This window comes from Streptomyces sp. NBC_01235 (assembly GCF_035989285.1).
In the GTDB taxonomy this organism is placed as follows: Bacteria; Actinomycetota; Actinomycetes; order Streptomycetales; family Streptomycetaceae; genus Streptomyces.
The window spans coordinates 9,916,103-9,929,700 of the sequence record NZ_CP108513.1 but is presented as its reverse complement, the minus strand read 5'-3'; the positions used below and the strand labels follow the sequence as shown (position 1 = coordinate 9,929,700).

At 72.2% G+C, this 13,598-nt stretch carries 13 protein-coding genes and 1 pseudogene; 11 read left to right on the top strand and 3 right to left on the bottom strand.

The genetic code is table 11. From position 1 onward, the window contains the following. Positions 1-278: 278 nt before the first annotated feature. Positions 279-1,667, bottom strand: a complete 1,389-nt coding sequence (locus OG289_RS44600) for a glycoside hydrolase family 43 protein (protein ID WP_327319723.1) — start codon at positions 1,665-1,667, stop codon at positions 279-281. Between the two features lie 206 nt (positions 1,668-1,873). On the opposite strand from OG289_RS44600, the gene OG289_RS44595 reads away from it, so the two are divergent. The 3 genes from OG289_RS44595 to OG289_RS44585 all read left to right on the top strand — a co-directional run bounded on the left by OG289_RS44595 (position 1,874) and on the right by OG289_RS44585 (position 4,306). Further along, complete coding sequence (locus OG289_RS44595) at positions 1,874-2,092, top strand: hypothetical protein (protein WP_327319722.1); 219 nt, start codon at positions 1,874-1,876, stop codon at positions 2,090-2,092. A 154-nt stretch (positions 2,093-2,246) separates the two neighbouring features. Beyond that, complete coding sequence (locus OG289_RS44590) at positions 2,247-3,740, top strand: flotillin family protein (protein ID WP_327319721.1); 1,494 nt, start codon at positions 2,247-2,249, stop codon at positions 3,738-3,740. Between the two features lie 71 nt (positions 3,741-3,811). Next, on the top strand, positions 3,812-4,306 hold the full coding sequence (locus tag OG289_RS44585) for a type II toxin-antitoxin system PemK/MazF family toxin (RefSeq protein WP_327319720.1): 495 nt from the start codon (positions 3,812-3,814) through the stop codon (positions 4,304-4,306). On the opposite strand, the gene OG289_RS44580 is transcribed toward OG289_RS44585, so the two are convergent. Continuing rightward, positions 4,291-5,133: a TIGR02452 family protein gene (locus tag OG289_RS44580; RefSeq protein ID WP_327319719.1), complete on the bottom strand. Its 843-nt coding sequence runs from the start codon at positions 5,131-5,133 to the stop codon at positions 4,291-4,293. The two genes, OG289_RS44585 and OG289_RS44580, sit on opposite strands and share 16 nt — an antisense overlap. A 340-nt stretch (positions 5,134-5,473) precedes the next feature. On the opposite strand from OG289_RS44580, the gene egtA reads away from it, so the two are divergent. The 5 genes from egtA (at position 5,474) to OG289_RS44555 (ending at position 10,225) form a co-directional block, all read left to right on the top strand. Next, positions 5,474-6,784, top strand: a complete 1,311-nt coding sequence (gene egtA / locus OG289_RS44575) for an ergothioneine biosynthesis glutamate--cysteine ligase EgtA (RefSeq protein WP_327319718.1) — start codon at positions 5,474-5,476, stop codon at positions 6,782-6,784. Beyond that, positions 6,781-8,136 (top strand): ergothioneine biosynthesis protein EgtB, encoded by a 1,356-nt coding sequence (gene egtB / locus OG289_RS44570; protein ID WP_327319717.1) that lies wholly within the window; start codon positions 6,781-6,783, stop codon positions 8,134-8,136. The genes egtA and egtB overlap by 4 nt, the downstream gene beginning before the upstream one ends. After that, positions 8,136-8,927 (top strand): ergothioneine biosynthesis protein EgtC, encoded by a 792-nt coding sequence (gene egtC, locus OG289_RS44565; protein WP_327319716.1) that lies wholly within the window; start codon positions 8,136-8,138, stop codon positions 8,925-8,927. Before egtB ends, egtC begins: the two co-directional genes overlap by 1 nt. After that, positions 8,924-9,892, top strand: coding sequence for an L-histidine N(alpha)-methyltransferase (gene egtD, locus OG289_RS44560; RefSeq protein WP_327319715.1), 969 nt, complete (start codon positions 8,924-8,926; stop codon positions 9,890-9,892). The genes egtC and egtD overlap by 4 nt, the downstream gene beginning before the upstream one ends. 117 nt (positions 9,893-10,009) lie before the next feature. Further along, positions 10,010-10,225 (top strand): dodecin, encoded by a 216-nt coding sequence (locus tag OG289_RS44555; RefSeq protein ID WP_327319714.1) that lies wholly within the window; start codon positions 10,010-10,012, stop codon positions 10,223-10,225. 80 nt (positions 10,226-10,305) lie between these two features. Here OG289_RS44555 and OG289_RS44550 read toward each other — a convergent pair whose 3' ends face one another. Then, positions 10,306-10,797: a phosphatase domain-containing protein gene (locus tag OG289_RS44550; RefSeq protein ID WP_327319713.1), complete on the bottom strand. Its 492-nt coding sequence runs from the start codon at positions 10,795-10,797 to the stop codon at positions 10,306-10,308. 108 nt (positions 10,798-10,905) lie between these two features. Here OG289_RS44550 and OG289_RS44545 point away from each other — a divergent pair, with 108 nt between their 5' ends. The 3 genes and pseudogenes from OG289_RS44545 (at position 10,906) to OG289_RS44535 (ending at position 13,438) form a co-directional block, all read left to right on the top strand. Then, positions 10,906-12,111 carry a right-handed parallel beta-helix repeat-containing protein gene (locus OG289_RS44545; protein WP_327319712.1) on the top strand — a complete coding sequence of 402 codons (1,206 nt, stop codon included), beginning with the start codon at positions 10,906-10,908 and terminating at the stop codon, positions 12,109-12,111. A 46-nt stretch (positions 12,112-12,157) separates the two neighbouring features. Continuing rightward, positions 12,158-12,318: pseudogene (gene rpmF, locus OG289_RS44540) on the top strand (50S ribosomal protein L32); the annotation flags it as partial. Between the two features lie 106 nt (positions 12,319-12,424). After that, the gene (locus tag OG289_RS44535) at positions 12,425-13,438 is read left to right on the top strand and encodes an LLM class flavin-dependent oxidoreductase (RefSeq protein ID WP_327319711.1); all 1,014 of its coding nucleotides are present in this window, start codon (positions 12,425-12,427) and stop codon (positions 13,436-13,438) included. The last annotated feature ends 160 nt before the right edge of the window (positions 13,439-13,598 follow it).

Here is a 13,598-nt window from a genome sequence, read left to right as displayed (position 1 = left end):
GACGCCCTGGCCGTGCCGCGTCGGGCCCTCGACGCCCCGGACCCGGCGAGGGAGTCGTACGAGCTGGGCGGCCGGCTCGGCGTCCCCCGTTCCCTCGCCGAGCCGGGCCTGGCCGCCACCGACGTCGACCGGGCCGTGAAGGTCGCGCTCGGGGCGCCGTACGCCAACCCTCGCCAGGCATCCGCCGACGACCGGTGGACCGCCTGCACGCGGCGTACACCGGTGAACCGCCGCGCAGCGGTTGACGGCCCTCCTCAGGCCGTCCGCAGCGGTGCGGGTCAGGCCCAGGCCGTCACCGGCACGAACGAGCTGTCCTGTCGGAAGAGGTCCGTGCCGTCGGACAGTTCCACGCGGAGTTGGTAGTTGTAGTGGCGCAGGTAGTAGCCGGGGTAGTTGTACGACTCGAAGCGGATCGCATCGCTCGTCGTACCGGTCCGGGCGACGAAGGTCGCGTCCCTCGCGAAGGTCGACGTGCCGTCGTTGGCGTCGAAGCGGCCGCGGAAGGAGTAGTGGCGCAGGTAGTTGCCGGACGCGTCGCGGAAGGAGTAGGCGTTCGCGTCGGCGAGACCGGCCACGACGGTGAAGGTGGACGCCTGCTTCTCGGCGGTGGTGCTGGAGCTGGTCACCACGGGGAGGTTGAGCAGGGCGGACTGCTCCTGCCAGTAGCGGGTGGTGTAGTTGGCGGAGCGCAGCGAGCGTGTGGCGTTCTTCGTGAGGGTCGGGCCGCCGGTCACCGTCTCCTTGATGACGGTGAAGTGGCGTGCCGTGCCCGAGATGCTGGGCAGGGCCTTGGGCGCGGTCCAGGTGGCGAAGGTGTCGTAGCTGTCGCTGTAGTAGTACTTGCCGTCGCCGTACCCGTCGAAGAAGATCCGCCAGGCGCCGTTGTCGAGCTGGATGACGGACGGACCCTCGCGGTAACTGCCCCAGCCCGCCCAGTCGCCGGTCTTCTTGATCGTGTAGGGGCCGGCGAGGCTCGACGCCGTCGCGTACTCGATGTACTTCGCCGTCTCGTTCTTCGTGAAGGCGTGGTACGTCGAGCCGGACTTCACGATGTACGTGTCGATGTGGTTCGACCCGATGCCCGACAGGGCGACCGGTGAACTCCACGTGGTCAGCGCGGAGTCGGTGGCCTTGAGCAGATACGGCGTGAAGATCCACTCGTCGCTGGTCACCGAGCAGGACACGATGACGTTCACACTGCCGTCGCTGTCGACGAACCACTCCGGCGCCCAGGCGCGGGAGAGGTTGGCGATCGGGACCGTGTAGTCGTACAGGAACGTCCAGTTGACCCGGTCGGAGCTGCGGGCGAAGCCGATGGTGGTGCTGGCGTCCTGCCAGGTGTGGGTGGTGTAGGTGACGTAGTAGTAGCCGTTGGTGTGCTTGAAAATGCTCGCGTCGCGGATGCGGTTGCTCGGCGGGGTGTAGGCGGAGGACTGCACCAGCCGGAAGTCGGTCGCGTCGTCGGACTGGTAGACGTTCACCGTGCCGTCGTTGCTGTTGAGGAACGGGACGATGGTGTAGCGGGTGGCCGATCCGGCGGCCGGCGCGGCGGCGAGGGCCGTGCCGAGCAGGCCGGGCGCCTCACCGAGCACGAGCGCTGTGGCGGGCACCGCGGCCATCGCGCGCAGCAGGGCACGGCGGGACGGAGCGGGGGGACGTGTCGTCATGGTGCGGCTCTCCTACGGCTCAAGGTTCGAAATTCCGAACACAGTTCGGAACATCGATCGGAAGGTAGGGGTGAGACCGGAACACGTCAATCCTTCGCGCAGGAACAGATGATGCCTGTGCGGCGACTGTGGCACCAGCCGTGGCCGCGGGAGGCGGTCGCGGGCTCCCCGTCCGGACGAGCGGGTTCCGCCCGTACGCTGTGACCATGGACGATGCGTCGATGGTCGGGCTCATGGGGCGGGTCACCGGGACGATCGGGCCGGGGCTCGTGGGTGAGGTGATGGTCCGGGTGCGAGGCGGGGCCGAGCACTTCCTCGCCTACGCGGCGGACGGCACGGGCCGCATCGAGTGCGGCACGGTGGTGATGGTGGTGGAGCACCTGCCGCCCAGGACGGTCTACGTCACTCCCGCGTACGACAGTTGAGCCCACTGCGGCGCAGGTGAGAGCGGCTTTGTGAGCCTTCGGGAACGTAAGCGTCAAGATTGCAACAAGGATTCGCCGACGCCTTCAACCTGGGCTCGGGCAGGCGCACACTCCCTTCGTTCGGTGCCGAAAGGGCACCATCCAAAGGGGGCGTATGCCGATGGTTGTCGGCGTCGTTGCGGGGGTGGCGGTTGTCGCCGTCCTCGCTCTGGTCGGTCTGTTCAAGATGATGTGGCGGGTCGCGGAACCCAACGAGGCACTCGTCATCTCCGGCTCCAACCACCGTACCGAGGGCCTGGAAGCGGGGATGGGCTTCCGTATCGTCACGGGGCGCGGCACGCTCGTGATGCCCGGGGTGCAGGTGGTGCGCAAGCTGTCGCTGGATCTGAACGAGACCGAACTGCATGTGGACTGCGTGACGCACCAGGGCATACCGCTCAAGGTGCGGGGCGTGGTCATCTTCAAGGTGGGCGACGACTTCGTGTCGATCGCCAACGCGGCCCGGCGTTTCCTCGACCAGCAGAAGCTGATGTCGGAGCGGGTGCACAACGTCTTCGCCGGTCATCTGCGGTCCATCGTGGGCGGGTTGACGGTCGAGGACATGATCCGCGACCGGGAGAAGCTCACCGGGCAGACCCGTGCCGCCTGCGGTACGGAGATGGAGAAGCTGGGCCTGATCGTGGACTCGCTGCAGATCCACGAGATCGAGGACCCGACCGGCTACATCCAGAACCTGGCGATGCCGCACGCGGCGGCCGTGCAGCGGGACGCGCGCATCGCGCAGGCGGAGGCGAACCGTCTCGCCACGGAGGCGGAGCAGGCCTCGTTCGCGCGGATGGCGGAGGCCACCCGGGACAGCGAGATCCTCCAGGCGGGTTACCAGGCCGAGCGTGACAAGGCGGGCGCCAAGGCCCGTCAGGCGGGACCTCTCGCCGACGCGGCCGCCCGGCAGGAGGTCGTCGTCCAGGAGACCCGGGTCGCCGAACTCGAGGCGCACCGCCGCGAGCAGCAGCTCCAGGCGGACGTCCGCAAGCCCGCGGACGCGAAGGCGTACGAGAAGCGCACGCTGGCCGAGGCCGAGCGTGACGCCCGGATCTCGGCGGCGCAGGCCAAGGCGAAGGAGACGGAGCTCGCGGCCGCCGCCGAGGCGAGCCGGGTCAAGCAGGCCGCCGGCGCCGAGGCCGAGGCGACCAAGACCCGGGGTGCGGCCACCGCCGCCTCGACCCGGGCCACCGGTGAGGCCGAGGCGGCCGCCGCGCAGGCCAGGGGTCTGGCGGAGGCCGAGGCGACGAAGGCGCAGGGTCTCGCGGAGGCGGAGGCCATCAAGGCCCGGGCCGCCGCGCTCGCCGAGAACCAGGAGGCGGTCGTCGCCCAGCAACTCGCCGAGAACTGGCCGGAGATCGTGCGGGCCGGCGCGTCCGCGTTCGGCAACGTCGACAACATGGTGCTGCTCAACGGCGCGGACGGGATGGCGGACGTGTTCGCCAAGGCGCTCACCATGGGCGGGACGGGGCTCGGTCTGGCCCGTCAGCTGCTCGCCTCGATGAACCAGAACGGGCAGGCCCCGAACGGGACTTCGCCCCTCAACGGGATCGCGAGCCCGCCTTCGAGCCCGCCTTCGCAGAGGGTGCCGGTCGAGGAGAAGTGACACAGCGGTGAGACCGGCGTGAGACCGCACCGGTGAAACGCGGTCACGGGGGCAGCCTCTAAGGTGCCCCCGTGACCGCGTTTACCGATGCAGATGCAGACGTCCCGGGCCGCTTCGGCCCCTCCGCCACGACCGCGGCCGACCCTCGCGAGGTCGGCCGGGTGCGCACCGAGTACTCCCCCGCGCACGACGGTGACCCCGATCCCGGCGAGATCGTGTGGACCTGGGTGCCCTTCGAGGAGAACGACGGCCGGGGCAAGGACCGCCCGGTGCTCGTCGTCGCCCGGGAGGCGGGCGGCACCTTCCTCGCCGTGCAGCTCTCCAGCAAGCGGCACGACGGCGCAGCAGGGGGCGCGGCGAAGCCGCTCCAGTGGAGCCGGGGCTCGTCCCGGTGGGTGGCCATCGGCAGCGGGCCGTGGGACCGGACCGGGCGGGACTCCTGGGTGGACGTCGACCGCGTCCTCAGGCTCCACGAGGACGGCATGCGGCGCGAGGCCTGCGCGCTGGACCGGATGCGGTTCAACCTGGTCCGCCACCGGCTGCACGAGCGCTACGGCTGGACCTGAGGGCCCTGCGGGCCGAACGCTCGCTCGAAGGCGCCCAGCACCGCACGCCCCGGCGTCCGGTCCAGCACTCCGAACACCACGTGCTCGAACGTCCGTCCGAACCGCCCGCCGGTGCCCAGCAGCGCCCGGAACGCCCCCGCCACCTGCGCGGGGTCGTTGCGGAACACCCCGCAGCCCCATGCGCCCAGGACCAGGCGCCGGTAGCCGTGCGCGGCGGCCGTCTCCAGGACGCGCTCGGCGCGGACGGCCAGTGCGCGTGGCAGCTCGGACGTGCGCTCGGGCGCCGTACGCAGCACCACACCGGCGTTGGGCGCGGCGGCCGTCAGGAAGCCGACGGTGTACGGCTCCTCCAGCAGGCGGCCCCGGTCGTCGCGGAAGACGGGCACGGCCGGTGAGTGGATGACGCGGTCCGTGTAGAACGGGTCGCGGTGGGCGCGGTGGTGGTCGTAGAACTCCCGGGCCGTGATCAGGCAGGTGTACAGCGCGGAGGCCCGACACAGGGCCTCCTCCTGCGCCTGGGCGCCGTTGAGGTAGCCGCCGCCCGGGTTGCGGGCGGAGGAGAAGTTCAGGACGGCGAGGGAGCCGGCGCCGGCGAGCCGACGGGCGACCTCCAGGCTGCTCTCGCCCGTGACCTCGACGAACGTGTCCGCCGGTGGGGTCTGCGGCGCGGGCAAGGCGACCGGGTCCGGTCCCGTCATCCGCGTTCCCGTCCTGGCCGCCTCGATCGCCGCCGCGAGGGACACCTCGCGCCCGTCGGACGTGCGGTAGCCGCCCGCGGCGACGATTTCCTGCGTCTCCCGCGCGATACCGCGCAGTCGCGCGCTCATGGCGCCACCCCCGTGGACTCCATGCTCGCGCGCCGCGCGGTCACTCGTGCCCCGCCCGTCTCCCCCGCCGTGCTCATGCACGCATCGTGAGCGATCCTGGACATGCGGTGCAACAGAGTTTTCGGGGCCGGGTAGCACTGAGCCGACATGTCGAAAACGCGCAGGAAACATCCCGAAATCGGCATGGGATCAGCTGGGAATCGACGATTCCCGGTCCCAAAAGTGCCGTTGTGCACCCTTGTGCGATTCGATTCGAGGGACTTGGGTGGGACGAGCTATGCCGGTCCGGCCGCACCGAGGCCGGGCCGGTGGCATGGTGGAATCTCAGGAGGATCCCGACATGTCCGATTCGGTCACCGACTGTACCGACAGCACCGAAGGCACCGAGCGCCGCACCGCCCTCACCGAAGCCGAGGTGGAGGCCCTGGTCAGGGGCATCTGCTTCAAGACCGGTCCGCCCCGCACCGTCGGGGTCGAGGTGGAATGGCTGGTCCACGAGCCGCGCGCACCGCATCTTCCCGTCCCCCCCGAACGACTCGAAGCGGCCTACGCCGCACTGCGCACCGTGCCCCTGAGCTCGCCGCTCACCGTCGAACCCGGCGGCCAGCTGGAACTGAGCTCGCCGCCCGCCGCCTCCCTGATGGAGTGCGTGGGCATCGTCTCCGCCGACCTCGCCGCCGTCCGCGCGGCCCTGGGCGAGCACGGCCTCGCCCTCTCCGGCAACGGCACGGATCCCTGGCGCCCACCCCGCCGGTTCCTGCGCGAGCCCCGCTACGACGCCATGGAGACCTGCCTCGACCGCACGGGCCCGGCCGGCCGCGCGATGATGTGCACCTCGGCCTCCGTGCAGGTCTGCCTGGACGCCGGGTACGAGGAGCCCGGCCCGCTGGGGCACGGGCGGCGCTGGTGGCTGTCGCACACGCTGGGCGCGGTGCTGGTGGCGGCCTTCGCCAACTCCCCGCTGCTCGACGGCAACCCGACCGGCTGGCGGTCCACCCGGCAGTTGCTGTGGATGGAGATCGGCGCCGGCCGCGCGGGCGGGCCCGTCCTGGACGGCGAGCCACGCGCCGCCTGGGCCCGGCACGTGCTGGACGCGCCGGTGATGTGCGTCCGGCGCGACAGCGGGCCGTGGGACGTGCCCGAGCGGCTCACGTTCCGCGAGTGGACCCGGGCGGGAGGACCGACCCGGGAGGATCTCGACTACCACCTCACCACCCTGTTCCCGCCGGTCAGACCGCGCGGCCACCTGGAGCTGCGCATGATCGACGCGCAGCCCGGCGACGACGGCTGGATCGTCCCGCTCGCCGTGACGACGGCGCTGTTCGACGACCCGGAAGCCGCCGAGAACGCCTACCGCACCGTGAAGCCGCTGGCCGAACGGGCCCAGCCGCTGCCCGCCCCGCACAATCGGCTGTGGATCGACGCGGCCCGGTACGGGCTGACCGACCCCGAGCTGCACGAGGTCGCCGTCGCCTGCTTCACCACGGCGCTGCGGGCCCTGCCCCGCCTCGGCGCCACGGACGGCGTCATGGACGCGGTGACGGACTACTTCGACCGTTACGTCCTCAAGGGCCGCACCCCCGCCGACGACCAGCTCGACCGCCTGCGCGGCACGGACACCCGCGCGTACGGGAAGGACCTCCGCCCATGACCGAGCCCGCCCTGGACACCGAGCCCGCCGTGCACGCGGCGACCGCCCTGGACGCGGAGACCCTCCGCGCCCGTGTCCTCGCCTCGCTCACCACGGCCCGCGAGCGCACCACGCTGCTGACGAGCTGCGTGGAGGAGCCCGACCTCACCGCCCAGCACTCCCCGCTGATGTCCCCGCTGGTGTGGGACCTCGCGCACATCGGCAACCAGGAGGAGTTGTGGCTGCTGCGCGCGGTGGCCGGCCGTGAGGCGATGCGCCCCGAGATCGACGGCCTGTACGACGCCTTCGAGCACTCGCGCGCCGAACGGCCCTCGCTGCCGCTGCTGCCGCCCGCCGAGGCCCGCCGGTACGCGGCGGAGGTGCGCGGCCGGGTGATGGACGTGCTGGAGTCGGCCGACTTCCAGGGCACCCGGCTGACGGAGGCAGGTTTCGCCTTCGGGATGATCGCGCAGCACGAACAGCAGCACGACGAGACGATGCTGATCACCCATCAGCTGCGCACCGGCCCGCAGGCCCTGACCGCCCCCGACCCGGAGCCGGTGCCGCTTTTCACCGGCCCGCCCGAAGTCCTCGTCCCCGGCGGCCCGTTCACGATGGGCACGTCCGGCGAACCCTGGGCGCTGGACAACGAACGACCCGCGCACCGGCGCGAGGTGGCGCCCTTCCACATCGACACGACCCCGGTGACGAACGCCGCGTACCAGGCGTTCATCGAGGACGGCGGCTACGACGAAGAGCGCTGGTGGACGAAGGAGGGCTGGGCGCACATCCGCGGGCACGGCATCCGCGCCCCGCTGTTCTGGCGGCGCGACGGCGGGCAGTGGCTGCGCCGCCGCTTCGGCGTCACCGAGGAGGTCCCGCCGGACGAGCCGGTGCTGCACGTGTGCTGGTACGAGGCCGACGCCTACGCCCGCTGGGCCGGACGCCGGCTGCCCACCGAGACCGAGTGGGAGAAGGCGGCCCGCTTCGACCCGGCGACCGGCGGTTCGATGCGCTACCCGTGGGGCGACGCCGACCCCGGCCCCGAGCACGCCAACCTGGGCCAGCGCCACCTGCGCCCGGCCCCGGCCGGCAGCTACCCGGCCGGTGAATCCCCGCTCGGTGTACGGCAGTTGATCGGCGACGTCTGGGAGTGGACGTCCAGCGACTTCCTTCCCTACCCCGGTTTCCGGATGTTCCCGTACAAGGAGTACTCGGAGGTGTTCTTCGGCCCCGAGTACAAGGTGCTGCGCGGCGGTTCGTTCGCCGTGGACCCGGTGGCCTGCCGGGGCACCTTCCGCAACTGGGACTATCCGATCAGGCGGCAGATCTTCTCCGGATTCCGCACCGCCCGCTCGGCCGGGGCCGCCTGATGTGCCGTCACCTCGCGTATCTGGGCCACGAGGAGCCGCTCGGCCGACTCCTCGTGGAGCCCCCGCACGGCCTGTACCGCCAGTCGTGGGCGCCGCGCCGGCAGCAGTACGGGACGGTCAACGCCGATGGTTTCGGGGTGGGTTGGTACGCCGAGGGAGACCCGGTACCGGCGCGCTACCGCCGGGCCGGGCCCATCTGGGCCGACCTGTCCTTCGCCGACCTGGCCCGGGTCGTGCGCAGCCGCGCGCTGCTGGCCGCCGTCCGCGACGCCACCCTGGCCGGGGCCGACGCGGAGGCCGCGGCGGCGCCGTACGCGGCCGGGACCTGGCTGTTCAGCCACAACGGGGCGGTCGCGGACTGGCCACGCTCGCTGGAGCCGCTCACCGGCTCGCTGCCCGCCGCCGAGCTGCTGACGATGGAGGCCCGCAACGACTCTGCGTTCGTGTGGGCGCTGGTCCTCGCCCGGTTGCGCGGCGGGGACACGGAGGGCCAGGCGCTGGCGGACACGGTGGTCGAGGTCGCCGCGGCGGCCCCCGGCTCCCGGCTCAACCTGCTCCTCACCAACGGCGAGACCATCACGGCGACCGCCTGGGGCGACACCCTCTGGTATCTGGCGGAGCCCGGCCGGGGCACGGTCGTGGCCTCCGAACCGTACGACGACGATCCGCGCTGGCAGGAGGTCCCCGACCGCACCCTGCTCGCGGCGAGCCGCGCCGACGTCCTGCTCACCCCGCTCAAGGACCCGAGCCCGGACGTGGCATCCGCACCCCCCAAGGAGCCCTGCACGTGAGTCCGTTCCAGATCACCCGCACCCTCCCCGAAGACGCCACGGACGCCGCCCTGCGCGCCGACGTCCGGCGCGGCCTCGCCGCCGGCCCCAAGACGCTGCCGCCCAAGTGGTTCTACGACGCGCACGGCAGCGAACTGTTCGAGCGGATCACCGAACTGCCCGAGTACTACCCGACACGCGCCGAGCGCGAGATCCTCGTGGACCGCGCCGGCGAGATCGCGGCGGCGGCCCGCGCCCGCACGCTCGTCGAGCTCGGCTCGGGCTCCTCGGAGAAGACCCGCCACCTGATCGACGCGCTGACGGCCCTGGACACGTACGTCCCCGTGGACGTCAGCGAGAGTGCCCTCACCCAGGCCGGGCAGGCCCTGATCGCCGAGCGGCCCGGACTGAACGTGCACGCCCTGATCGCCGACTTCACCGCGGAGTTGTCCCTGCCGGACACCCCCGGCCCGCGCCTCGTCGCCTTCCTCGGCGGCACGATCGGCAACCTGCTGCCGGCCGAGCGCGCGGTGTTCCTGGCCTCGGTGCGCGCGCTGCTCGCGCCGGGCGACGCGCTGCTGCTCGGCACGGACCTCGTCAAGGACGAGCGGGTGCTGGTGCGGGCGTACGACGACGCGGCCGGGGTGACGGCCCTGTTCAACAAGAACGTCCTGTCCGTGGTCAACCGTGAACTGGGCGCCGACTTCGACCCCGACGCCTTCGACCACGTCGCTCTGTGGGACGCGGAGCACGAGTGGATCGAGATGCGGCTGCGCTCCCGTACGGCGCAGACCGTGAAGGTTCCCGCGCTCGACCTCGCCGTCGACTTCGCCGTCGGCGAGGAACTGCGCACCGAGGTGTCGGCGAAGTTCCGGGAGGAGGGCGTGCGAGCGGAACTGTCCTCCGCGGGGCTGGAGCTGACCCACTGGTGGACGGACGCTCCGGGCCGCTTCGCGCTGTCGCTGAGCACCGTCAGTACACGGTGAGCACACCGTGAGCCGAACTCACGCGTCCCTCCCCTCGCGCTCCGTCGCGGCTTGGGGCACGGTGGAGTGACGCGTGGCACACGTGACGACGCCGTCACGGCCGAGAGGAGCACCCTGATGTCGAACCACACCTACCGGGTCACGGAGATCGTCGGCACCTCGCCGGACGGTGTCGACCAGGCCGTCCGCAACGGCATCAGCCGCGCCTCGCAGACCCTGCGCAACCTGGACTGGTTCGAGGTGATCCAGGTGCGCGGTCAGATCGAGAACGGCGACATCGCGCACTGGCAGGTGGGCCTGAAGGTCGGCTTCCGTCTGGACGAGTCGGACTGAGGGCCGTACCTGAGGGCCGTACCTGAGGGCCGAGGCCTCGCGCGGGCCCGGCCGTACGCCGGGCCCGCGCGCGCCGGCCCTCAGGTACGGCCTTCGCCCTCCTGCGCCTGCTTCAGCGCGCCCGAGGGGGCCGTCCAGCGCGCCCGGACGACGGTGAAGCCGGCCCGTTCGGCGTCGTCGCACACCAGTTCGTCGTCGTCCACGAGGACACGCACGTCCCGGTCGCGGGCCAGACGACGGAGAATCTCCAGCTTGGTACGCCGGGCGGGCCTGCGGTCGTCGTTGCGCCGCATGTGGACGCGCCCCTCCGGCAGCCCCTGCGTGGCGAGCCACTCCAGCGTGTCCCGTCGGCAGCGCTCGGGCCGGCCGGTGAGGTAGACGACCTCGCACTCCTCGGCGTGGGCCAGCACCAGCGCGACGCCCTCCGGGATCGGCGGGTCCTGCGGCGCGGCCGCGAAGAACGCGGCCCAGTCGCGCGGCGCCCGCTCCAGGAACCGCTGTCGGTGGGCCGTGTCGGCGAGGGTGTTGTCCAGATCGAACACGGCGAGGGGCTTCTTGCTGCTGTCGGTCACGACGTCCACCCTAGACAGGCCGCCACCCCGGCAACCTTTCCTCCCCCGGCGCCCACTGCCCCTGCGACAGCAGGCAGGCACAGTGGACTTGCGGAGGCGGGAGAGCCCATGCGCAACGCGTCGATCTGGACGGTGGCGGTTCTGAGTGCGGCACTGGTGACGGTGTCGGGCCCGGCGGGCGAGGCGTCCGCCGCGCCCAGGACGCTGGTCGTGGCGACGAACGGGAACGACTCGGCGCCCGGCACACTCGCCCAGCCGCTGAAGACCGTTCAGCGGGCGGTGGACCTGGCCGCCCCCGGCGACGTCATCACCGTGCGCGGCGGCACGTACGCCCTCACCGACAACATCACCATCACCACCTCGGGCACCGCCTCGCAGCCCATCACCCTGGGCGCCTACGGCGGGGAGCGCGTCCGCATCGACGGCGAGCAACTGCCCGCGAGTCACACCCCGGTCGGCGGCAGCATCCCGCGCGCGGAGCGCGGGGCGATCCACCAGGAGGCCTCGTACTGGCGGATCTCGGACCTGGAGATCGTGAACGGCCCGTACGGCGTCTACTGCGACGGCTGCGACGGGAACGTGTTCTCCCGGCTTGCCACCCACGACAACTACGAGTCGGGCTTCCAGCTCCAGGGCGCCTCGGCGAACAACCAGATCCTGAACCTGGACAGTTACGCCAACCGGGACCCGCGCAAGAACGGCGAGAGCGCCGACGGTCTGGCCATCAAGGAGGGCAGCGGGACGGGCAACGTCGTCCGCGGCGCCCGCCTGTGGAACAACGTCGACGACGGTTTCGACGCCTGGAAGTTCACCTCGCCGGTACTGATGGAGAACACGGTCGCCTACGGAAACGGTTTCAACCGCTGGAACTTCCCGGACTTCGCCGGTGACGGCAACGGGTTCAAGCTGGGCGGGGGCAGTCCGGCGCCCGCGGTGGCGCACACCGTACGCAACTCGGTCGCCTTCAAGAACGCGGCGCACGGCTTCACGGACAACGGCAACCCGGGCGCCCTCGCCCTGACCCGGGACAGCTCCTACGCAGACGGTGGCACGGGTTTCGACTTCGACACCTCGGGCGCCAAGGCCGTCCTCACGAGCAACCTCGCCGTGGCCGACGCCCGCGCCTCGGCGCTGGGTTCGGCGACCGTTTCCAGCGGCAACTCATGGGATCTGGGCGGCACTTGGAACGCTTCCTCGGTACTGAGCACGGACACCGGGCCGCTCACCGGTGCCCGCGCGGCCGACGGGACACTGCCGGCCGCGCCGTCGTTCCTGGTCCCGCGCGGCGGGGCGGCCGTCGGGGCACGGTTCTGACCCGCACGTCCTCGAAGCTCACCCAGAGCCCACCGAGGAGGTCCCCATGGCCGTCCCCAGGCGGAGGATGTCCCGCAGCAACACCCGGCACCGGCGCGCCCAGTGGAAGGCGAGCACGCCGCGGCTCGTACCGGTCACCGTCGGCGGTGTCCGTCATCTCGTGGCCCGCACCTGGTGAAGGCCTACGAACGCGGCCTGCTGCGCCCCGTGGGCCGACCCGGCACGCCGGACGGCCTCCCGCCCGTCACGGGTGAGCCCCGGCACGCCCTCGCGCGGTGAGGAATCCTGCGGGCCCCACGGTGTTGAACCCTGTATGAGCTCCGTGATCGCCTCGGCCCGCTTCTCCGTCCTCGACCGCTCGCGCGTCCGCGAGGGACACACCGGCGCGGAGGCGCTGCGGGACACGGTGCGGCTGGCGCAGGAAGCGGAAGCGCTGGGATACCACCGGTTCTGGGTGTCGGAGCACCACGGCGTACCCGGGGTCGCCGGATCCGCCCCGACCGTGCTGGCCGCCGCCGTGGCCGGTGCGACGCGCACGATCCGGGTCGGCAGCGGCGGGGTGATGCTGCCCAACCACCGCCCCCTGGTCGTGGCCGAGCAGTTCGGCGTCCTGGAATCGCTGTTCCCGGGGCGGATCGACATGGGTCTGGGCCGCTCGGTGGGTTTCACCGACGGGGTGCGCCGGGCCCTGGGGCGCGACAAGGACGACGCGGACGACTTCGCGGGGCAGATCCAGGAGCTGCTCGACTGGTTCCTCGGCACCTCGCCCACGGGGGTGCACGCGCGGCCCTCGGAGGGGCTGACCGTGCCGCCGTTCGTGCTGGCCATGGGCGAGGGCGCGGAGATCGCGGCGCGCGCGGGCCTGCCGATGGTCATCGGCGACCTGCGCGACCGCGAGAAGACGCGGCGCCGCGTCGACCACTACCGTTCCCGCTTCCGGCCCTCCCCCTGGGCGTCGGAGCCCTATGTCGTCATCTCCGGGACGATCGCCGTGGCCGGGACGCCCGCGGCGGCGCGACGGCTCCTGGTCCCGGAGGCCTGGTCGATGGCGTACTCGCGCACCCACGGCACCTTTCCCCCGCTGCCGCCCGCCGAAGAGGCCGAGGTCCGCGCGATGACCGCGAAGGAGCGCGGCTTCTACGAGTCCGCCCTCACCGGCCATCTCGCGGGGACCGAGGAGCAGGTCGCGCACGAGCTGGAGGCGGTGCTGAAGGAGACGGGGGCGCAGGAGGTCCTGGTCACCACCAGCACGTACGACCGTGCGGCCCTGCTGGACTCCTACCGCCGGCTGGCCGGGATCGTGTACGGGGAGCGGGGCGGCGGCTGACCGCCGGTTCCTGAGCCGGTCCCCCGCCGCCCTGCCGGCCGGCACGGCGTGGACGCCCTTGCCCGCCCCTGTCTCCGAGCGCGTCGCGCGGCCCGCGCGCATAGGATTGCGGGGTTTGTCCCGCCCGGCACGCGCCGCGCGGCCGAAGACCCGTACGGAG